The organism is Sporanaerobacter acetigenes DSM 13106, from assembly GCF_900130025.1.
Classification (GTDB): domain Bacteria; phylum Bacillota; class Clostridia; order Tissierellales; family Sporanaerobacteraceae; genus Sporanaerobacter; species Sporanaerobacter acetigenes.
On record NZ_FQXR01000004.1, the window covers coordinates 139,735 to 160,657 of the forward strand.

Consider the following 20,923-nt stretch of genomic DNA (forward strand, 5'->3'; position numbering starts at 1 on the left):
TGTCACAAAAAGGGGGTATTTTACATGAAGGGTACAATAGTATCTGCTTGGATAAAAACTTGCAGAAATATCTATGGAGATGGGTTGACAGATGAAGCCATGAAAAAATATGGTATGAGTCCAGACAAGATATTTACTCCTATGGAAGATATTGATGACAAAGTTTCTATAGGAATTGTGGACTACATAGCTGAAAAGACTAATAAAACATCTTTTGATGTATGGAAAGAAATGGGCAGAAATAATGTTTTGACTTTTTCCTTGGATTATCCAGCTTTTTTTAGATACAAAAACTTATATTCATTTTTAAGAGCTATGTATGATATCCATGTAGTAGTCACAAAGAGAATTCCAGGAGCAAAACCTCCTATACTACATGTTGAACCAATAGAAAGTAAAAAGGCTTTAATGACATATTCTTCACCTAGAGGAATGTTTGGATACTTTGAAGGAATGCTCACAGGTGCCAGCGAATTCTACAATGAAAAAATAGAGATAGAAACCATAGAAAAAACTGAAGATTTTATGAAGATACATATAACTTTTCCTGAAGAAATTTACGAGCACAAAGACTATAAGTTAAACAAAGCTTTATCTTTTGGCTTTGTTAAAAACGTGGAAACAAAAATAGGAATAGCATCACTACTTTTGATAGGTATACCTTATGTAATACTATCAAAATTTGTAGAAGAAAATATCCTATTGCCAACAACCTTAGCTTTATCATTTTTAGTTCCTTTTTTAATAAGTAAAGGACTATTCGCTCCGATAAAAAGTATTTATAAGACCCTTGATGAAATGGAAAATAGAGATATTTCAATTGAAAATACAATTTCTACAAAGGATTTCTTTGAAAATATAAATTCAAAACTCAATAATATAAAAGCAAATATAAAATCGGATTTTGTCGGATATAAGGGAACTACTGATGAGTTAAATGTATTTTCAGATAAATTCAATGATATCTCTACAAATATGGGCTATACTTCTAGAGAAATATCTAATGTTGTGGAACAAGTAGCAGAAGGTGCTGTAAGTCAAGCAGAGGAAACTGAAATGACTGCAGGACTTTTAAATGATAGCATGAATTCATTAAACGATATAACAGAAAAAGAAAACGTGGGAAAGGAAGATTTAGAAACAGCAGTTTTGAAACTAAATAAAGGCTATGAAAATTTACAAGACACTTCTAAAAGTCTTAACAATATCCTAGGTGAATTTTTACAAGTAAAAGAAAATGGTATCAAACTTCAAAATAGAGCAAAGGATGTAACTAAAATAGTGGAAACTGTTGAAAACATTTCTGATAAAACCAATTTACTTGCCTTAAATGCCAGTATTGAAGCTTCTAGAGCTGGTGAATATGGACAAGGCTTCACTGTAGTTGCTATGGAAATAAGAAAGCTCGCTGAAGGCTCTAAAGAAGCTGTAAAAAACATTAATGACAATTTAGTCACCTTTATAAATGAAATTGATGGCTTTGTAGAACAAATTGAAGAACAATATACTACTCTTGAAAAAGAAAACAATAGTCTTTCAGGTATTGCCAATGAAAATTATACTACTGTAACATCTATACAAAATGTATCTAACTTGATAATTGATTTGATTGAGAATTTGAACAATGAAACAAAATCTTTAAATACTATATCTTCAAATATTGAATCTCTTGCTGCTATTGCAGAAGAAAACTCTGCTTCTTCAGAAGAAGTAAGTGCAAATGTAGTCACTTATACGGAAGAGTTAAGCAAAATGATTGAAAATATAAAAGAATTCAAGAAAGTTTCCGAACAATTTGGAGAGGATTTAGAAAGATATATTGTGTAAACTCATAAATTCACAAAAAGTGCTAGGTTTTTATTGACCTAGCACTTTTATATAGTCTACTTCTGGATCTTCTGTTCCTTGAAGTGAACTATTTTGTTTTTTGAGCATAACTATATAATCTATCATATCTTTTGAAATACGTTCTCCAGGTATGACAATTGGTATCCCCGGTGGATAAACCATTATGGACTCTCCACTTATTTCACCTTCTGCTTCTTCTAATTTAACTATCTTTTTCCTGCTATAAAAGGCTTGCCTTGGAGACACGATAAGTTCTGGATTTTCCAATACAGAAATTTTGTCAAAACGTATTTTGAAATTATCTTTTCTGTATTTTTTAGAAATATCTTTTAAGGCTTCTACCAAAGCATTTACAGATTCATCACTATCTCCAAAACTTATAAGAGCCAATATATTGAATACATCCCCCATTTCAACCTGAATATTGTATTCATCTCTCAATATATTGTACACTTCAAATCCTGTAAGACCCAATTCTGATACATTTATGCCCAATTTGGTTTCATCAAAGTTAAATACTCCTGGAGTTCCTATAAGTTCTTTTCCAAAAGCATATAATCCGTCTATTTCATTTATCTTTTCTCTTGCTTTTCTTGCAAGCCTCAAGGTCTCAGAAAGAAGTTCCTGACCATGAATAGCTAAAGTTTTTCTAGCTATATCTAAACTGGCCATGAGAAGGTATGAGGCACTAGTGGTTTGAGTTAAGCTGAGTACAGTTCTAACAGTTTTTTCATCTACTAGACCTTCTTTTATGAGAAGCAATGAACTTTGAGTAAGGGAGCCTCCAGTTTTATGCATACTTACAGCACACATATCTGCTCCCAATTCAATAGCATCATAGGGAAGTTCATCATTGAATCTAAAATGAGCTCCATGAGCTTCATCTACAAGAACTGCCATACCATATTTGTGGGCAATTTTAACTATGCTCTTTATATCAGAAGTAGCTCCATAGTAAGTAGGATTTATCAAAAATATAGCTTTTGCATCAAAATTTCTCGCTATGGCTTTTTCTACATCTTCAATAGAAACTCCCATGGCTATTCCAAGCCTTTCATTTATTTCTGGCTGAATATATACTGGAATAGCACCACTTAATATCAGCCCATTTATAGCAGATTTGTGAGCATTCCTAGGCATTATTATTTTATCTCCTGGCTCGCAAACACTCATGATCATAGCTTGTACTCCAGATGTCGTCCCATTGACTAGGAAAAATGAATGGTCTGCCCAATAAGCTTCAGCTGCTAAATCCTCCGCTTCCTTTATAACTCCTATGGGATTATTTAAATTGTCTAATGGTTTCATAGAATTTACATCTATTTGCAATACCTTGTTTCCTACAAATTCCCCAAATTCCTTGAGTCCCACTCCATGTTTATGCCCAGGAACATCAAAAGGTATGACATTTCTCTCTTGATATGCTTTTAGTGCATCAAACAATGGGGTTTTGTTTTGATTAGATACCACTTGCCACTCCTCCAGTGTGAAATAAATTTAAATATGCAAAATCAATGAAGCTATAGTGAAATAAACTGTTAGACTCAATGCATCCACTATAGTTGTAATAAGTGGACTTGCCATTATAGCTGGATCTATTTTTAATTTTTTGGCTGCAATAGGAAGTATACCACCTATTACTTTTGAAGCTATGACAGTGAAAAATAAAGTCACAGATACTGTCAAGGCGATATAAATATTAACTTTTTCTATATAATATATTCTCAAAAAATTCACCAAAGCTAGTACTATTCCTACTATGATACTTATCCTGAATTCTTTCCATACGACTTTCCCTATATCTTTAGGATGCACTTCACCCAAAGCTAAACCTCTAATCACCAATGTAGAAGATTGACTTCCTGCATTTCCTCCAGTATCCATGAGCATAGGTATAAAAGAAGCCAAGAGTACTGTAGACTGAAGTACATCTTCAAATCTTGTTATAATTCTCTGAGTAAAAGTAGCTGATATCATTAAAAATAACAACCATATTATTCTATGTTTGGCTAAGCTAAAAACATCAGTATCTAAATATTCATCTTCTGATGGAGACATGGCAGCCATTTTTTGAAAGTCTTCTGTGTTTTCCTTGTCTATAACATCCATTATATCATCAACAGTTATAATGCCAGTAAGTCTATTTTCTTTATCTACTACTGGAAGGGCTATAAAACCATATTTTCTGAAGAGTGCAGCTACAGTTTCTTGATCGTCATGAGTATTTACATATATGACATCTCTGTTCATGATATTTTTTATACTCTCATTTTCTTCATTGACTACAAGCTTTCTTAGAGAAACTATTCCTTCTAATTTTCTATTGGAATCTGTTACATAGCATGTATACACTGTTTCTTTAGAAAGACCCGTTTCTTTTATATGAGCTAATGCCTCTCCAACTGTCATTTCTTTCTTTAAGTCTACATACTCAATAGTCATAAGACTTCCAGCTGAATCTTGTGGGTAGTTTAAAAATTGATTTATACGCTTTCGTTCTTCTTGATTTGAATTTAGCAATATCTTCTTCACAACATTTGCTGGCATTTCCTCAAGTAAGTCAATCATATCATCAAAGTACAATTCATCTATAATATACTCCAATTCTTTATCCGTGATACAACCAACTATTTCCTTTTGTTTATCTACTGGAAAATACGAAAACACATCTACTGCTACATTCTTAGGCAACATTCTAAACAACATAAGTGCTATAGCTATATCCAATTCTTCCAATATTTCTTCTATGTCTATTGGATTCATCTGAATAAGCTCTTCTCTCAACTCGCGATACTTCTTTTGTTCTAATAGCATTTCAATTTTTCTTTCACCCATTAAAAATCCCCCCTTGGAAAAACCATAAACAAAAGTGATGAATATGGTTCTTCCCTTTTAGTATTAAGTTTTCTACTCGGACTACCAGATAAGGGCCCAGAATCCATTTTCATCACCTCCAATTTAATTCTTCCATAGGTGTGGATATATTATACTATATTTATAGACTATTCTATTATAGTAGATTTTTCAACATTTTTTTTAAATATCCTCAATTATTTTTTCTCCAATAGCTTTGTATATTTTACCAACTGGAGAGTTTAAATCTACTACTGGTGAAATACCTTTATCACTTCCCTCTCTAATTTCTTTAAGTAATGGAATCTCACCTAAAAAGCTTACATCTAATTCTCTACTTAATTTTTCTCCCTCTCCGGAGCCAAATATATAGTGTTTTTCACCACATTTATCGCATTGGAAATAAGACATATTTTCTATAACTCCAATTATATCGGTATTGGTCTTTTGAGCCATAATACCCAATCTCTTTGCTACACCCTTAGCCGTAATCTGTGGAGTTGTCACTATTAAAAACCTGGCATCTTTTACTTCTTGCATGATGCTAAGTGGTATATCTCCAGTTCCTGGAGGCAAATCCAAGAGCAAGAAATCTAATTCACCCCAATATACTTCATTCATAAACTGTTCAAGCACTCCTGAAAGAACTGGTCCCCTCCAAATAAGTGCTTCATCTTCTTCTACTAGATTGCCCATAGACATGATTTTTACTCCATGAGTTTCTATAGGAAGGATAGCTTGCTCTCCAATGGCCACTGGTCTCACACCTTTTATGCCCATTATCTGAGGTATGCTGTATCCTAATATATCTGCATCTATCAGCCCTACTTTATATCCCATATTTGCCAATGTTATAGCTAAATTGGCTGTAACAGTAGATTTTCCTACTCCACCTTTTCCACTTCCAATAGCTAGTATAGTGGTATTTTCAAAAGAATTTAAAGAATTTTTTTTCTTCCCAAATAGGGCTTCTTTTTCCTTATCTGACATTTCACCAAATTGAACTTTTACGCTTTTGACTCCTTCTATTTTTCCTACTTCATTTAGAATATCTTCTTTCATCTTATTTTTCAGCGGACATCCTATAGTAGTCAATGCAACTACAACTTCAACATTTCCGTTATCTATCGAAACATCCTTAATCATATTTAGTTCTACTAAATTTCTATTGAGTTCAGGATCATATACATTTTGAAGTGCAGCATATATTTGATTTTTGTCCATTTTCTAACCTCCTCATCTAATGTTTACGGTTTTGCGACAGCGAGAACCGTCCCCGCTGTCGCAGCAGTTAGTAACACCTTAACTCTATTATATCCAATACAATAGAAAAAAGATAGGCAAATACCTATCTTTTTAGCAATATGAACCTCCGCGTCCTGCTGTGACTTGGAAACCTCTTCTCAACCAGTTGTTTGAATAATCAATATTGAATTCATCAAAATTGTTGACTATATCTTGATCTAGCACAAATGTGAAATCATCTACTTTAACTATGCTATCATCATCTTTTTGCTCATCCAGAGCTAATCCAAAAGTTGGACCACCTCAGCCAAGACCCGCAACATAAACCCTTAGAGGTTTATTTAAATTATTTTTTGATTCTAAATATTTTCTCAATTCTTCTCTTGCTATCTGAGTCAATTCTATATTCATAGTTTTCCTCCTTTTGATTTTCTATACTATATATACCCCCTGTGGGTATCTTTAATCATATTATATATTATATTTTTTAAGCTGTCAAACACAAATAAACCCTCCAGCTAAAAATTTAGCTGGAGGGTTTTCACTACATGGCTCTTCCGGGAATAATAGCATCTAAAATACCTATGATTAAAGCTCCTATTATGGCTCCCCATACGGATATGTTAAATCCAGGAACTATAAATTTTGTAACATATAATATGATTGCTGAAATGATAAAACCTGTAATTCCTCTCCCAAAAGGCGAGGCATCTACTCCTGCAATCTTTTGTATAAAGTAATCAAGAAGAGCAATCACAATAGATGCTATAATGAGACTCCATATTCCATTTATTGAAAATCCCGGAGTAAGTAGTGCTGCTACTCCCACTATTATGGCAGTGATAAGAATTCTTAAAAGTACTTCTCCTACACTAGTATTTTTAGTGTCTTTGGTTCTGTTGTTGTTGTCATTATTATCCATATAAACACCTCCTGTTATAAATAATCTCCACATTAATTTTTTTTATGCAAAAAAAATTAAATATTTTTAAAAATATGTGGAATGATAAAATTGGGGGTATAAACAGTATATGAAATATGTTAATATATAATATAGTTTTATAAGATTTTAAAGGAGGCCAAAAAAATGGAAATAACAAAAGATATGTTGATAGGCGAAATAGTTCGCAATAAACCAGAAGCTATTGAAACTCTTTTGAGATTTGGTATGGGTTGCATAGGTTGCCCATCAAGCCAAATGGAATCACTAGAAGAAGCAGCTATGGTTCATGGTATAGATCTTGAAGAACTTCTAAGAGCTTTAAATCAATAAATGCAATGAAAAAAAAGAGCTATTGAAAATTTTCAAATAGCTCTTTTTGTTAAAATAATCTTTTGGTAAAACCAAAAGGTTATTTTCCATAATATGCTTTTAGCATGAATTTTTCAGCATCTTCATAAGTAGGTACTTTTGCCGCAAATTGTAATCCCCCAGAATTTATAGAAGTTTCTATATCTTCCTTCATAGCTTCCAAATATTCTTTTTCACCTATTCCCATTTCACTAAAACTTGGTGGTATTCCTACAGATTTATTTAATTCAATTATTTTTTGGGCTAAAAATCTAGCATACCCTTTTTCTTCTTTATATCCTAAAACTTTGGCCAATTCAAGATAAAATGGATGTTCTTCTGTGAATTCAATTGTATAAGGAAGAAGTATTGCACAAGTAAGTCCATGGGGAATATTTAATTTGGGTCCTACTTGATCAAAAATATGAGCTAAACCTGTTCCTGCATTGTTTATTGCTATTCCCGCTAAATAAGATGCTATATGAATTTTTTCTCTTGCTTCTTTAAATTCTTTTGAATCTTTAGCTCCATTTATTGATGTTGGCAAATACTTGAATATATCTAAAAGTGTTACTAAAGATATTCTTTGAACTATTGAATTATTCATATTACTTGTTGCTGATTCTAATGCATGAGTGAAGGCATCCATCCCGCTATTAGCTGCTACATGTTTAGGCATAGTACACGCCAGTTGTGTATCTAATATGGCTAATGTTGGTAAAATATTTTGGCTTATTATTAATTTTTTCTCCATTTTTTTCTTATCTACTACTACAGCACAGCTACTGGTTTCAGAACCTGTTCCACTGGTTGTAGGAATAGCTATGAGTATAGCTTTATTTCCCAATTTAGGCACTGGATTTGGAAGTATTACATCATCCCATTTAAGATTTGGATATTCATAAAATATCCAAATAGCCTTGGCACTGTCCATTACAGAACCACCACCTATGGCTAATATGCAATCTGGTTTAAAATCTATTACCTCTTTTAATGGCTTTTCAATATCTTCCATATGAGGTTCTCTTTTTATATTTCCAACTATTCGCCATTCTTTGCCTAATTTATCAAATTTGTCTGTTATAGCATCTACCACAGACTGTTGACTTTTCCCTCCCATTAAGATAGCTATATGGTTTTTTTCTATCTTTTGCAAATGTTCTATAGTACCTTCTCCAAAAATAGCATTAACACTATAAAAATTTTTCAAATTCATGTATTCACCCCATTGCCAAATATTTTTATTCTATTAAAATATATATAGGTGTTTTTTTATATATTGTGAGATTATATGATTTAATCATATAATCTCACAATTCTTTTTATTTTTGAGTAACAATAACTCTATAAGAATCAGGTTTAACTGCTAATTCAAAAGCAGCCTGAGCCTCTTCTATTGGATATTTAGCTGTAATTAATTTTTCAGGCACTATCAATCTCTTTGACAACAATATTGATGAAGTTTGGAAAGATTTGATAGTAGGGCTTACTGCACCAGTAATTTCTACTTGTTTGCTATGAAGCCATTGAGGGCTAACTTCTATTGGTTTGTCTGGATGTATTGAACTATACATTACTACTCTTCCCAATTTCCCAACTGCATTTATTGCTTGTTGTGCTACTGCTGCAATAGGTGTAGTATTGAATACTACATTTGCACCTTTTCCTTCAGTCAAACTCTTAACTTTCTCTACAAGATCTTCTTTTGTTGGGTCAAAAGTTGCATCTGCTCCTAATTCTTCAGCTATTTTTCTTCTTTCAACACTTGGTTCACTCAATATAACTCTAGCTCCTCTAAGTTTACATACCATTACATGAAGTAAACCCATGATACCTGCACCTATTACCACTACATCTTCTCCCAATTCAACTTTCCCTTGTTCTACACTATTTACTACACATGCCAAAGGTTCAGTTAAAGCACCATATTCAAAAGGTAAATCATTAGGAAGTTTGAATATTTCTTTTGGGGTCACTACTAAATATTCTCCCAATCCACCAGGCCCCCAAATTTCTTTGTGTTTGTCAACTACTGGTTTACCTGCTTCTATACACATATTTTCTTTGCCTTGTCTACAATAATAGCAACTTCCACAAGAATATAGAGTTCTTAATGATACTTTTTGTCCTATTGGATATTGTTCTAAATTTATTCCTTCTCCTACTTCTTCAATAACTCCACTCATTTCATGACCACCTAAAAATGGTAGAGGCATTTTTAATACTCCTGAAAAAGTTCTTTGTTCCCAAGTACATAGAGCACAAGCTTTTATATTAACTAATATTTCTCCTTCTCCTGGAGTTGGTTTTTTCACATCTAACAATTCTACTTTATTTACTTCTGTTATGACTGCTGCCTTCATTTTTTGGTTCATACTATTACCTCCTATATTTAAAGAAGTTTCAAAGCTTCTTCTACTTCTGCATTTTCATGAACTATAGCATTTATTGCTGCACATACTTTTCCTGGGTCAGGACGTCTCCATATATTTCTACCAATGATAACACCTCTTGCTCCTGCATCCATAGAATCCTTAATCATTTGCAATAAATCCCTATCTTCTTTTGCCTTACTTCCTCCGAGAACTAATACAGGTTTATAGCAACCTTCTACAACTTTTTTGAAAGATTCCTTATCTCCTGTATAATCAGTTTTAATAAAATCTGCACCTATTTCTGCACCTAATCTACAAGCAAAAGCAACATTTTCAGGTGTTCTTGAATCTTCAGCTGGTTCAAATCCTCTTGGTAGCATTTCTGCACCTATAGGCATATTCCATTCATTTGCTTCTGCTACAAGTCTTGCTAACCCCTTTAATGTTGTATCTTCGTTGCTTGCTCCTGGAAATCCCATACAAAGCATTCCATCAGCACCAATTCTTAAAGCAGTTTCTACTGAATAAAGAACTTCTACACTTTTGTCTCTAGTCTTTGCAAGTTGTGAAACTCCACCATCTGCTCTCAAGATAATGCCTAAATCACCTATTTCTTTTTGATAACTTGTTACTATTCCATAGGTAGTCAATATTGCATCTATGCCACTTTCTTTACATTTTTCTATTATTTCTCCTGTATTATTTAGCTCTGGCAACACATTGAAAGCACCACCATGATCTATTGCTAAAACTATCGATTTGCCATCACTTTTAAAAATATTGTTTAATCTTCTTTTCATATTTGCAACCTCCTAATATATAAATTTATTTATTACACTAAAATATTTTCAAGATACTTCCTACAGCACCTATAGCCATAATATAAAGCATTACTTTTACAGGGCTTTTGCCTTTTTCAAGTTGTTTATATGTCCAAAGAGTCAACAATAAAGGCAATAAGCCTGGCATAACCATATCAAATAAATCTGCTTGTAGCCCTACTGCTGTCTCTCCTATCTTTATTTCTATAGGAGTAGTTATGTTGACAAATTTACCAGTCAAAGCACCGATGACTGTACAGCCAAGAATACCCGCAGCTTGAATTACATCATTAAATACTCCACCGCCTAGTATTTGTTCAACAGCACTTCTACCTAATTTATAGCCTTTCATCCATAAAGAGTAGCTTAACCAGATAATCACAACTGAAATAAGAACCATATATAATATAGGTCCCATCAAATTTCCTTCTTTACCCAATCCAACTCCAAATGCTAGCAATATTGGAGTGATAACCCCTTGGGTCAATGTATCACCTATACCTGCCAAAGGCCCCATTAAACCTGTTTTTATAGAATTGATAGCATCATCAGATATTTCTGCTCCATTTGCTTTTTCTTCTTCCATAGCTATAGTTATTCCATGAGTCAAAGTACCTATAGTAGGATTGGTATTGAAAAAAGTTAAATGTCTTTTTAATGCCTGTGCTTTTTCTTCTTTTGTATCATATAATTTATCTATTATAGGACACATAGAGTGTGCAAATCCACTAGCTTGCATTCTTTCGTAGTTGAATGATGATTGAGCAAACGTTAGCCATCTGAACCAAGATTTTCTTATATCCTTTTTAGTTAATTTCTTTTTTCTTTCAACTTCTTTCACTTCATTATTAGCTGGCAACTTCATTTCCCCCTTTCTTTAATCTCATATGAATATAAGCAAATACTGCTCCAAAAAGTCCTATGGCTACAATATCTAATTTTAAATAAACAGTTAATAAAAATCCTAAGAAGTAATATGCCTTATTATCACCTTTAAATATTGATTTCAAGTTCATTGCAATGCCAAGAGCCGGCATCATTCCTCCAATAACTATTAGGCAATGCAGCACATTTTGTCCTAAAAAATCTAACAATGACTTTATAGCAGTTGGTCCATATAATGCTGCGAAAAATACTGGGAAAAATGAAACAATAAATAAAAACAATTGTGATGGAACCACATCCATAAATGCAACTCCTTTTACATTTCCTTCTTCTGCATATTTGTCAGATTTGTGAAGGAAGAACGCATTTACAGTCATTTTTGCAAACCATATTATAGTACCTAGCATACCTACAGGCACAGCCAATGCAAGAGCCGCTTCAGCTTCAATACCAGATGCTATAGCTATAGCAGTCCCTAAAGTACCTGCTAAACAAGGATCTCCAGGTAAAGATGCACCCGCTGAAATAAACCCTAAATACATCAAGTTAACAGTGGCTCCAATTATAGTTCCTTGTACTGGATCTCCTAATACTAGCCCCACTAAGAAACCATTAACCAAAGGCCTATATACAGTGTAGAAACCTACTCCAAACAACCAAGTAGACGTTCCTAGATAATATATAAGTCCTATCAATATTGCCTGTAATACAGAAATCTTCACTGTCTTTCCCTCCTTATTTTAATTATTTGAGACATTTTTCTATTGGCTGCGGACGATCATCTGGAACAATATGAATATTTACTTCTACGCCCTTGTCAATAATGTTTAATAAAGATTGTCTTTCTTCTTCAGATATGGATATATTTTTGTAAAGTCTCTTTCTTCCAGGAGCAGCTCCTATTCCTCCAACTATCATTTCTTTCAAATCTACTCCATTGTTTAGTAACCCTTCTACTGTCTTTGGTACTTTTACAAGTATTAGTATTCTTTCATTTTCTGGTGAAGGTTGCTTAAGAACCTCTGATGCTTGATTTACATCATAAACTTCAACTGTTATTCCTGGAGGTGCTGCCATCGTAAGAACCGTTTTCATAAAATCGTCCTTTGCAACTGTATCATCTACAATTATTATTTTTGTAGCTTTTGTGTGTTTAACCCAAGCAGTCATTACTTGTCCATGTATTAGACGGTCATCAATTCTCGTAAGTACAATATTTGCCATAATATCACTCCTTTTGTATTTTTCTAATTTGCATTTGCTAATATTTCATTTAAATCTTTAATGCCTTCTTTTCCAGCTTTAAAGGCTTTTTCTGCTAAATCATTTAAATCAAGCTCATCCCTCATACAGAAAAGTTCTAAAAGCATGGGTAAGTTCACCCCTGTAATGGCCCTAAAGTTTAAATCCTTCATATTTATTATGGTTGCATTTGTAGGACTACCTCCAAACACATCAGTTAGCACCAATACTCCATCTCCATCGTCCAACTCTTTTATATTTTTGTTTATTTCTTTTTTTAAATCTTCTACATTGTCTCCATAATTGAGAGTTAGAGTATTTACATATTCTTGCTTTCCAACTATCAACTCAGCACTTTTAAGTAGTTCTACGCTTAATTTCCCATGAGTTACTATTAACACTCCTACCATGTCTTCCCGCCTTTCCATTGTTGTATTTTTTTATTTCGACTATCATTATTAATTGCAAATCTAATGCCAACTTTTGTGTCATAAAAAAAAGCCCTGCTTTTACAGCAAGACTTCCTATTTCAACCTATCTGTGTCATTCCATATTTATGTGTGTTAAATAAATCTATTATATATCCTATTTCTGTGTCAGGTACATATATGCTAAAAGATTGTTCTATTATCTCCATAGCTTTTTTTATAGTATTATAAAGTTCTACTTCTTTCTCAATCAAAATATCAATTTCCTTATAATACAAAGATTCTTCTAAAAAAATCCTCTCTATCATGCAACTACAATGAACAACATAACTTACCTTAAGACAATCATCAATTGGAATGTTTTCCTTATTGACTATATAATCAAAAGTTGCCTTAATTATAGTATAGGTTTTTATAGGATTTAAAAATACCAATACTCTTTCCAACATCTCTATGTACATATTTTCTTCGTCTTCAACGAATATTTTTTCTTCACTAAAATAATTATGACTTTTAACATTATCTCTATTAAATTCTTCTTCAAATATTATATTATTTAGTTTTTCCAATCCCTTGCCTAAAACAATTTCATCTACTGATATAAAAGGAATTTCTACTTTAGGATTCATTGAACCTACTATAGCCAATATTTTTTTCGAATTCTCTTTAAGTTTATCTATTCCATCATTGACTTCATTCATATTTAAAGGCACTAGTTCTATTTTTTTATCTTTGATTGTAGGAAGATTATTTTCTACTAGATTAGCTATCTTAATAGCTGAACCTTGCCCTGTTATACAAACTGTCACAATTACTAATTCTTCTGTATTTAACTCTTCTACCATATTATCTATTACATTTCTTCCTATATAAGGGCATATTATATCTAGTTCTTTAGTCAACTTTTTCAATGTCATTTCAGGAAGCATGCACTTTCTCACAACTTCAAGAACTAAAGGTGTAGAAACCATCTCAATAGAGTAAGTTTCTATCCCAGTTTTTTGGGTTATTATTTCTGAAAAAGCAGTCAAGCTTCCCATATCCACAAGCAATATTACCCCTTTCCCTTCATCTACTGCTTTAACCATTTGAGTAGTTTTTTCTAGTACATCTTGTACTCTTGCATCTAAAGGCATATCTACTGCTTTACAAAAATTTGTTCCTAAGAGTTCATTAACCACAGCCGCCATACTGGTTGCAGTACTATTCCCATGAGATAGCACTATACACCCAATTCTTTTATTGCTGTTATTTCCTTGAGAAAGAGCAGTTAAGAACATAGTTAAAAAACCAACCTCTTCTAAAGGTATAGATAAACCCAATTCTTCCTCCACTATCTTCATCATCAGCCTTGCTACCTTAAATTCTTCTGGATTATTTAATACTATTTGATTTATTTCTTCACTATAATTTAATTTTCCTTCACTAAGTCTTTCTATTAGGGCACCAAAATGAAGTGTTAATCCTATCACCATATTGTCATTAAACTTCTTATTTAACTTTTTTTCTGCAGCATCTACAGCCATTACAGCAGCATTATAAATTCTAGGACTCACTATTTTAAACAGTTCTTCTTTTTCCGGAAAACCTTTTTCTGTGTTGGATTTTTTTAGCAAGTTTTTTAAATATCGCTCTATTTCGCAACTTATTATTTCGTTTATCTCTTTAAGAGAATAGCCATTTTTTAAATAATCATTATATTTTTCTGTTATTTCTCGGTAAAGATTATCGGATATCTTATAATTATCTATGGATACAATTTTTTCTTTATCATAATCAGTAAATAAATAAAAGTCCTCTATACTAAATCTCATCAAATGAATTATTTCATTTCTCCTTCTTTCAATATCTAAAAGGCCACTATATATATAATCTGGAAGAAGTGGTGTATCAATTTCTATCTCTTCTTTATTGAAAGTCTTAAATTCTAGAAAGCCTCTGGCACATAAAAGCTGAATATCAGCTTTTAATTGTCCTATATTTCCTTGACAATCATAAAGCAAAAGAGCTTCCATCACATTTTTATATACTTTTATTGGCACCTTTACATTACCTACTTCATCCTTGAAAAATTGCACAATTAATTCAAAACGCTCCGTTATAGGTCTCTTATATAAAGAAGGCAATTTTATAACTACAGGGATCCTTCTTAAGAATGTCCTCAACAAAGTAGACCCTATATCTTCAGTAGTAGCTCCTATGATTAAAACATTTGCTTTCCTGAAACTTTCCGTTTCCCCTAATCTTCTGTACTTGTTCTTATCCATCAATAAAAAGAGCATCTCTTGCCCTTCTGGTGACAATCTATGTATCTCATCTAATAAAATTATTCCTCCATCTGCTTTTTCTATTAGTCCTGCCTTATCTTTATCAGCTCCAGTAAAGGCTCCCTTCATATGCCCAAACAATTGAGACAAAATAAGTTGAGGATTTTCTGCATATTCTGAACAATTAAATATTACCAATTCTGCATTCTTCTTTATTCTTCCATTCAGTAAAGCATATTTGTACATCAGCTCTGCAAAAGTAGTTTTACCTACACCCGTAGGACCAGTAATTAAAGTATGAAGTCCTCTTGGCGGATAAAGTATAGCAGCCTTTGCTTGTTTAATAGATAATTCAAGGCTTCCTTTTGCTCCTATTATCTTTTTAAAAGGATCTTGTCCAATTTTGTCATTATCTTTATCTTTTTCGTTATATTTTTCTTCATTCAGAATTGTTCCTAGTTCCTCAAAGGACTCAAATACACATTTTTCATCGAATTTCTTTTTTGTAATTTCCTCTAATATTTCCTTATCAACAAAATATACAGGTCTGCCTAATATTTTTATTACTTTCTCTTCTTTAACTAAATTGTTTAATTCTCTACTCACATTTGCCCTTTCTATCTTAGTTAGGTCGGAAATTTCCATAGCTTCAAAACCAAAAAAACCTTTTTCTATATCTTCAAAAGAAATGTCTTTTGAAATTCGCTTTAGAGTTTCATATACTATTTCTTTTCGTGTCATTTTAGATATCCATCCTTCCAAGGACAAAATTTATTTATTATATACTATATTAGCACATTTTTCGACAAAACAAAAAGAGGGAGTCATTCACTCCCTCTTTTTGTTTTCTTTTTCAATTTTATTTGTTAAGTAATTGTTCTAGTCTATCTCTGTCAAATCCAACTACTTCTTCACCATCTACAAATATTACCGGTACTCCCATATGCCCCATACTCATTAGTTCTTTTCTAGCTTGCATATCGGTTTGAACATTTTTTTCAGTATAACTTATACCCTTTTGAGCAAAATATTCCTTTGCTGCCACGCAATGTGGACATGTATTTGTTGAATATATAACAACATCTGCCATTTTAATTCCTCCTTAAATTTTTCTCTATATACAATATACCCCCTACAGGTATATTTGTCAAGTGGAATCATCCAAGAGCTCTATCTATTTTTTGCTTGTCAAAGCCAACTATCTCCCGCTTATTTATTACTATTACAGGAACGGTACGATATCCCATGGCTAGTAACTCTTGTTTTGCTTGAAAATCTTTGTGCACATTTTTTTCATTGTACTCTATGCCCTTTTCTGAAAGGTATTTTTTAGCCTTTATGCAATAAGGACAAGTATCTGTAGTATATATTGTTACATCTCTCATAAAAAAGACCCCTTTCAGTATTACTAATCATTTTTATAGTACCCCATAATAGAAGTTTTTAATCAAATGCAATAGAACTAAAGTATTATATTATATGATAAAAGGGTATTATTGTGATATAATGGTATGATGAGAAATATGAAAAGGGTTGATTTAAATGATAAAAAACTATATGGAGATAATAGTTTCTGAAGTATTGGATGAAGTAATTAAAAATTATGATATTTGCAAATGTGAAGACTGCATAGATGATATAAAATCTATTGCCCTTAATAATTTATCGCCGGTATATTTTCTCGCTTCTGATGATGAAGGCGAAAAAAAAGCTTTTTTATTAGATAGGCAAAGAAGAATATCAGTTTTAGCTAAAGTAGCAGAAGCAGCAGAAATAGTCATAAATAATGATCATAACAAAAATAAAAATGAGGGCTAATTTTTACCTCATTTTTATTGATGCTTGACATGATCTAATCCTTGATTGAACAATTCCAATACATGATCATCATCAAGAGAATAGATGACCATTTTCCCTTCTTTTCTGAATTTCACCAATTTTAAATTTCTGAGTATTCTTAAATGATGAGATATAGCTGATTGAGTCATGTCCAAAAGTTGAGCTATATCACATACACACAATGGTGTTTTAGAAAGTACATATATTATATTAAGCCTTGTAGGGTCGGACAAGGCCTTAAATGTCTCTGAAAGCCGAGTTATTTTTTCTTCCTCTAGTAAACTTGATTTGATTTCATTGAAACTATCCACATCTATAGCACTAACATCACATATTTCTTTTTCTTCATTGGTTTTTTTCAATTTTGTCGTTGCAATATATGCAACTGGCCTCCCTTCAAAAGACTTTATATAATTATATCATATTTTTTCAATAATATGGAGTCATAGGGTTTATTGGAAAAATGACTTTGCCTGTCATAGAATTTATATACAATACCCAATAGCCTATGCCATCTGCAGATTCAAACCAAGTATTAAATCCAGTAACTCCTCTATAGGGATGTTCTAAAGAAGTAAATGTTCCAGGTATTCCATACATATAATACTTTATATCATTATTTTCTCTATATAATCCAAATAAATAATGGTTATATTTAGCTATAAGTTCTTGGCAAGTAGTAGCATTGGGCATGAAAGGATAGACATTGTACATATTTGAAAGATAATTGTAGTATGGCAAAAATCCCCTATGTATATCCGCTCCATCATATTCTATTCTCCACCAATCATATCCTTCTAAATTGGCATTAAAAGGCTTTACATAGGGAAAAAACCTCAATATGTTTAAAACATAGTTTGACATTTGATTTTTATAACTTAATTGTTTTATATACTCAATATCTAAATCTTCTCCATATTCAAATTTTGTTTCTACATTTTGAAATGTTTCCTCTGGAACTTCTTCGTTTTCTATTTCTGTATTTTCAACTATTTCCTCTACTGCTTTTTCATCTCTCAATAATTCTTCTTTTGCTACTTCTTCGATTTCTTGAATTTCTCCTACTTCTTCTACCTTTTCTTCTACTTCTTCTATTATCTCTTTTATTATTTCTTCTTCTACTTCTTCTAATACCCGTGGCTCCGGCAATTCTTCTGCTGGCCCTACTTTTTCTTCTTGATAAACTTCTCTGCTATACGAATTCTCATCTATTTGTGAAATGTATTTTGATAAAAATTTATTCTTTTCATCAATGTATCCAGTGAGTAATACATTTTTGTCCTTTCTAAGAACTATAGCACTATATTTGTCAATAGAATATTCGTCATCGCCTACATTTTTGGGATTAAAAAGTATTTCTAAATTTCCTTTTCCTCTGTCATCTGTAAAAATTCTCCCTATTTCTTTCTCTATAAAATCCTGATCATTTACTCCCACTAAATAAACTTTATAAAAATTTTCTTTCTCGCTTCTGTCTATATTTATGGACATCTTTCCCTTGTTCTCTCTAATTTCCAATAGTGCATGACCCTTAGGTTTTAAACCAAGTATGCTACTTAAATCATCTCTTAGAATAACAAATTTTCTAGTATATATGAATTCCAAAAAAATCCCCCCTTTTAAATCTTATTATTAATATATGAAAGAAGGGGGGATTAGTGAACTAATCTTTGCAAAATCTTCAATATTTAAATTTTCTGCCCTTTGTCTAGGGTCCACATCACACTTAAGCAGTATATCCTTTAATTCTTCTTTTTCCATTCCAAGACCAGCTGAAAGGGAATTTAATATAGTCTTTCTCCTCTGTGAAAATGAAGCCTTTACAGTTTTAAAAAAAGTTTCTTTATCTTTTAATTGAATTCTTTCACCTCTAACTTTAAGACGAATGACAGCAGAATCTACATTGGGTTTAGGCATAAATACCGTTTTGGGAACATTTAAGACTATTTCTGCTTCTGTATAATAATTTACAAATACAGACAACGAACCATAATCTTTGCTCCCTGATCTTGCACTCATTCTTTCTGCTACTTCCTTTTGAACCATGACCAATATACTATCAATATCTATCTCTTCTTCTAAGAGTCTTGTGATAATAGGAGTAGTGATATAATAAGGGAGATTTGCTACAATCTTTATGCTCCCACCATCAAATTTTTCTTTAAACAATTTAGACAAATCAATTTTAAGTATGTCTCCATGAACTATTTCTATGTTTTCATACTGACTTAAAGTGTCATCAAGTATAGGCAAAAGATTTTTATCCAATTCTACTGCTACTACCTTTTTTGCTCTAATACCTAGTTCTTCTGTCAATGTACCTATTCCAGGGCCTATTTCCAACACATTGTCTGTGGAATCTATATTTCCTTCTTCACATATTTTCCTAACTATATTCCCATCTATAAGAAAATTTTGCCCAAGGCTTTTAGAAAAACCAAAACCATATTTATTTATTATCTCTTTTACATAGCTAGGGGAATACAATCTTTTGTCATTCATTCTTTACTTCCATCCTCTCCAGTGCTTCTATGAATTCTTCTCTCGAAACTCCATAGTTGTTTAATCTATTTAAAAATTGTTTGGAATTTGCATAGCCTATACCAAGTATTCTACCCAATTCTTCTCTTTTCTTTCTTGAATCTTCTCCCCCTGCCAATCCACATATGATCATGTCTTCTTTGGAAAATTCATTTCTCTTTTCCGTCATAACAGGTCTAGCTTTTTCAAGAGCCTCAAGAATATCTTCACTATTTGCATTTTCTACTCCAATATCGCCTTTTTTCATGGCCTTTCCCTTTGGCAAAAATGCATGTTTGCAATTTTTAAGTTCTTTTGATATTTCTCGTCTTATTTTATCTCCTGCAAAATCTGGATCAGTAAGTATTATAACTCCTCTTTTTTCTGCTATAGTTTTCAAATTTTTTAAAAACTCCTTATTAAAACCATATCCTCCGGTAGCTATGACTTCCGCATCTACTGCGGCTTTTACAGCTTGAATATCATCTTTTCCTTCTACTACGATGACTTCCTTTATCAAAACAATCTCCCCTCACAATTTCATTTGATATTAAACAATCTCTTCGCATTTTCACTACTTGCTTTAGCTATTTCCTCAAAACCCACACCTTTTAGTTCCGCTATCATACCTGCTACATACCTTACATACAAGGGCTCATTTCGCTTTCCTCTGTGAGGTTCTGGAGTCAAATATGGAGAATCAGTTTCTATAAGTAATCTATCTAAAGGCACGTTTTTTGCCACTTCTTTAGGAACTTTTGAATTTTTAAAAGTAACAGGACCTGCAAAAGAAATATAAAATCCAAGTTTTATATACTCTTGAGCCATTTCTAAACTTCCTGAATAGCAATGCAATACTCCTCTTAAATTGTCAAAAGCTTCAGATTTTATTATGTCATAAGTATCTTTAATAGCATCTCTTGAGTGAACAATAATGGGCAAATCCATTTCCTTAGCCAATTGGATTTGTCTTTTAAACCATTTCCTCTGAATATCTCTAGGAGAATTGTCATAATAGTAGTCAAGGCCTATCTCTCCTATAGCTACTACCTTTTCTCTATTTCCCAAAGCTCTTAATGCTTCTATAGTACTTTCATCCATTTCTTCTGCTGAGTGGGGATGAACCCCCACTGCAGCATATATATTTTCATATTCCTCAGCCAATTTAACTGCTTTTATACTACTTGAAAGATCATCACCCGGGTCTATTATAAGAGATATATTATTTTCCTTTAAAGATTTTATAACTTCTTCTCTATCCTTGTCAAATCTTTCATCATTTAAATGAGCATGACTATCTATAAGCATA

Annotated in this window: 23 protein-coding genes; 3 read left to right on the plus strand and 20 right to left on the minus strand. The window is 32.3% G+C overall.

Annotation, left to right across the window (positions count from 1 at the left end; all coding sequences use genetic code 11):
- Positions 1-24: 24 nt before the first annotated feature.
- A complete protein-coding gene (locus tag BUA21_RS04635) occupies positions 25-1,827 on the plus strand; it encodes a heme NO-binding domain-containing protein (RefSeq protein ID WP_072743577.1) in 1,803 nt (600 codons plus the stop codon).
- 30 nt (positions 1,828-1,857) lie between these two features.
- On the opposite strand, the gene BUA21_RS14520 is transcribed toward BUA21_RS04635, so the two are convergent.
- From BUA21_RS14520 to BUA21_RS04650, 5 genes are all read right to left on the minus strand, one after another.
- Complete coding sequence (locus BUA21_RS14520; RefSeq protein ID WP_132994869.1) at positions 1,858-3,318, minus strand: aminotransferase class I/II-fold pyridoxal phosphate-dependent enzyme; 1,461 nt, start codon at positions 3,316-3,318, stop codon at positions 1,858-1,860.
- Positions 3,319-3,345: 27 nt separating this feature from the next.
- Positions 3,346-4,683 carry a magnesium transporter gene (mgtE, locus tag BUA21_RS14525; RefSeq protein ID WP_132994871.1) on the minus strand — a complete coding sequence of 446 codons (1,338 nt, stop codon included), beginning with the start codon at positions 4,681-4,683 and terminating at the stop codon, positions 3,346-3,348.
- Positions 4,684-4,884: 201 nt separating this feature from the next.
- Positions 4,885-5,925 (minus strand): Mrp/NBP35 family ATP-binding protein, encoded by a 1,041-nt coding sequence (locus BUA21_RS04645; RefSeq protein ID WP_072743578.1) that lies wholly within the window; start codon positions 5,923-5,925, stop codon positions 4,885-4,887.
- A 132-nt stretch (positions 5,926-6,057) separates the two neighbouring features.
- On the minus strand, positions 6,058-6,357 hold the full coding sequence (locus tag BUA21_RS15325) for a HesB-like protein (RefSeq protein WP_408641318.1): 300 nt from the start codon (positions 6,355-6,357) through the stop codon (positions 6,058-6,060).
- Positions 6,358-6,490: 133 nt separating this feature from the next.
- Entirely contained in the window at positions 6,491-6,868 is a 378-nt protein-coding gene (locus BUA21_RS04650) for a phage holin family protein (protein ID WP_072743580.1), read from the minus strand.
- 165 nt (positions 6,869-7,033) lie between these two features.
- Between BUA21_RS04650 and BUA21_RS04655 the strand changes: the two genes are divergently transcribed.
- Positions 7,034-7,219, plus strand: a complete 186-nt coding sequence (locus BUA21_RS04655; protein WP_072743582.1) for a DUF1858 domain-containing protein — start codon at positions 7,034-7,036, stop codon at positions 7,217-7,219.
- Positions 7,220-7,298: 79 nt separating this feature from the next.
- On the opposite strand, the gene BUA21_RS04660 is transcribed toward BUA21_RS04655, so the two are convergent.
- The 10 genes from BUA21_RS04660 to BUA21_RS04705 form a co-directional block, all read right to left on the minus strand.
- On the minus strand, positions 7,299-8,453 hold the full coding sequence (locus BUA21_RS04660; protein ID WP_072743584.1) for an iron-containing alcohol dehydrogenase: 1,155 nt from the start codon (positions 8,451-8,453) through the stop codon (positions 7,299-7,301).
- Between the two features lie 106 nt (positions 8,454-8,559).
- Positions 8,560-9,612: a zinc-dependent alcohol dehydrogenase gene (locus BUA21_RS04665; protein ID WP_072743586.1), complete on the minus strand. Its 1,053-nt coding sequence runs from the start codon at positions 9,610-9,612 to the stop codon at positions 8,560-8,562.
- A gap of 17 nt (positions 9,613-9,629) precedes the next feature.
- Positions 9,630-10,412, minus strand: coding sequence for a class I fructose-bisphosphate aldolase (locus tag BUA21_RS04670; RefSeq protein ID WP_072743588.1), 783 nt, complete (start codon positions 10,410-10,412; stop codon positions 9,630-9,632).
- Between the two features lie 37 nt (positions 10,413-10,449).
- Entirely contained in the window at positions 10,450-11,292 is an 843-nt protein-coding gene (locus BUA21_RS04675; protein ID WP_199228845.1) for a PTS system mannose/fructose/sorbose family transporter subunit IID, read from the minus strand.
- Positions 11,282-12,040, minus strand: a complete 759-nt coding sequence (locus tag BUA21_RS04680) for a PTS mannose/fructose/sorbose/N-acetylgalactosamine transporter subunit IIC (protein WP_234973674.1) — start codon at positions 12,038-12,040, stop codon at positions 11,282-11,284. Before BUA21_RS04680 ends, BUA21_RS04675 begins: the two co-directional genes overlap by 11 nt.
- A 22-nt stretch (positions 12,041-12,062) precedes the next feature.
- On the minus strand, positions 12,063-12,542 hold the full coding sequence (locus BUA21_RS04685) for a PTS system mannose/fructose/N-acetylgalactosamine-transporter subunit IIB (protein WP_072743591.1): 480 nt from the start codon (positions 12,540-12,542) through the stop codon (positions 12,063-12,065).
- A gap of 23 nt (positions 12,543-12,565) precedes the next feature.
- The gene (locus BUA21_RS04690; protein ID WP_072743593.1) at positions 12,566-12,970 is read right to left on the minus strand and encodes a PTS sugar transporter subunit IIA; all 405 of its coding nucleotides are present in this window, start codon (positions 12,968-12,970) and stop codon (positions 12,566-12,568) included.
- 119 nt (positions 12,971-13,089) lie between these two features.
- Positions 13,090-15,996, minus strand: coding sequence for a sigma 54-interacting transcriptional regulator (locus tag BUA21_RS04695; protein ID WP_072743595.1), 2,907 nt, complete (start codon positions 15,994-15,996; stop codon positions 13,090-13,092).
- A 118-nt stretch (positions 15,997-16,114) separates the two neighbouring features.
- Complete coding sequence (locus BUA21_RS04700; RefSeq protein WP_072743597.1) at positions 16,115-16,345, minus strand: glutaredoxin family protein; 231 nt, start codon at positions 16,343-16,345, stop codon at positions 16,115-16,117.
- A 67-nt stretch (positions 16,346-16,412) separates the two neighbouring features.
- Entirely contained in the window at positions 16,413-16,640 is a 228-nt protein-coding gene (locus tag BUA21_RS04705) for a glutaredoxin family protein (RefSeq protein ID WP_072743598.1), read from the minus strand.
- A gap of 157 nt (positions 16,641-16,797) precedes the next feature.
- On the opposite strand from BUA21_RS04705, the gene BUA21_RS04710 reads away from it, so the two are divergent.
- Positions 16,798-17,073: a late competence development ComFB family protein gene (locus BUA21_RS04710; protein ID WP_072743599.1), complete on the plus strand. Its 276-nt coding sequence runs from the start codon at positions 16,798-16,800 to the stop codon at positions 17,071-17,073.
- Positions 17,074-17,087: 14 nt separating this feature from the next.
- Here BUA21_RS04710 and BUA21_RS04715 read toward each other — a convergent pair whose 3' ends face one another.
- The 5 genes from BUA21_RS04715 to BUA21_RS04735 all read right to left on the minus strand — a co-directional run bounded on the left by BUA21_RS04715 (position 17,088) and on the right by BUA21_RS04735 (position 20,922).
- The gene (locus BUA21_RS04715; protein ID WP_072743600.1) at positions 17,088-17,456 is read right to left on the minus strand and encodes an ArsR/SmtB family transcription factor; all 369 of its coding nucleotides are present in this window, start codon (positions 17,454-17,456) and stop codon (positions 17,088-17,090) included.
- 67 nt (positions 17,457-17,523) lie between these two features.
- Positions 17,524-18,699, minus strand: coding sequence for a hypothetical protein (locus BUA21_RS14530; protein ID WP_143147131.1), 1,176 nt, complete (start codon positions 18,697-18,699; stop codon positions 17,524-17,526).
- A gap of 27 nt (positions 18,700-18,726) precedes the next feature.
- Positions 18,727-19,596 (minus strand): 16S rRNA (adenine(1518)-N(6)/adenine(1519)-N(6))-dimethyltransferase RsmA, encoded by an 870-nt coding sequence (gene rsmA / locus BUA21_RS04725; protein WP_072743601.1) that lies wholly within the window; start codon positions 19,594-19,596, stop codon positions 18,727-18,729.
- A complete protein-coding gene (rnmV, locus tag BUA21_RS04730; protein WP_072743602.1) occupies positions 19,589-20,134 on the minus strand; it encodes a ribonuclease M5 in 546 nt (181 codons plus the stop codon). Before rnmV ends, rsmA begins: the two co-directional genes overlap by 8 nt.
- Before the next feature lie 20 nt (positions 20,135-20,154).
- Positions 20,155-20,922 carry a TatD family hydrolase gene (locus BUA21_RS04735; RefSeq protein WP_072743819.1) on the minus strand — a complete coding sequence of 256 codons (768 nt, stop codon included), beginning with the start codon at positions 20,920-20,922 and terminating at the stop codon, positions 20,155-20,157.
- Position 20,923: the final 1 nt, after the last annotated feature.

Bases quoted from the DNA above. Each gene is read 5' to 3' on its own strand.
- BUA21_RS04635 (WP_072743577.1), top strand. From the start codon at position 25: ATGAAGGGTACAATAGTATCTGCTTGGATAAAAACTTGCAGAAATATC.
- mgtE (WP_132994871.1), bottom strand. From the start codon at position 4,683: ATGGGTGAAAGAAAAATTGAAATGCTATTAGAACAAAAGAAGTATCGC.
- BUA21_RS04645 (WP_072743578.1), bottom strand. From the start codon at position 5,925: ATGGACAAAAATCAAATATATGCTGCACTTCAAAATGTATATGATCCT.
- BUA21_RS04650 (WP_072743580.1), bottom strand. From the start codon at position 6,868: ATGGATAATAATGACAACAACAACAGAACCAAAGACACTAAAAATACT.
- BUA21_RS04655 (WP_072743582.1), top strand. From the start codon at position 7,034: ATGGAAATAACAAAAGATATGTTGATAGGCGAAATAGTTCGCAATAAA.
- BUA21_RS04660 (WP_072743584.1), bottom strand. From the start codon at position 8,453: ATGAATTTGAAAAATTTTTATAGTGTTAATGCTATTTTTGGAGAAGGT.
- BUA21_RS04665 (WP_072743586.1), bottom strand. From the start codon at position 9,612: ATGAACCAAAAAATGAAGGCAGCAGTCATAACAGAAGTAAATAAAGTA.
- BUA21_RS04670 (WP_072743588.1), bottom strand. From the start codon at position 10,412: ATGAAAAGAAGATTAAACAATATTTTTAAAAGTGATGGCAAATCGATA.
- BUA21_RS04685 (WP_072743591.1), bottom strand. From the start codon at position 12,542: ATGGCAAATATTGTACTTACGAGAATTGATGACCGTCTAATACATGGA.
- BUA21_RS04690 (WP_072743593.1), bottom strand. From the start codon at position 12,970: ATGGTAGGAGTGTTAATAGTAACTCATGGGAAATTAAGCGTAGAACTA.
- BUA21_RS04695 (WP_072743595.1), bottom strand. From the start codon at position 15,996: ATGACACGAAAAGAAATAGTATATGAAACTCTAAAGCGAATTTCAAAA.
- BUA21_RS04700 (WP_072743597.1), bottom strand. From the start codon at position 16,345: ATGGCAGATGTTGTTATATATTCAACAAATACATGTCCACATTGCGTG.
- BUA21_RS04705 (WP_072743598.1), bottom strand. From the start codon at position 16,640: ATGAGAGATGTAACAATATATACTACAGATACTTGTCCTTATTGCATA.
- BUA21_RS04710 (WP_072743599.1), top strand. From the start codon at position 16,798: ATGATAAAAAACTATATGGAGATAATAGTTTCTGAAGTATTGGATGAA.
- rsmA (WP_072743601.1), bottom strand. From the start codon at position 19,596: ATGAATGACAAAAGATTGTATTCCCCTAGCTATGTAAAAGAGATAATA.
- BUA21_RS04735 (WP_072743819.1), bottom strand. From the start codon at position 20,922: ATGCTTATAGATAGTCATGCTCATTTAAATGATGAAAGATTTGACAAG.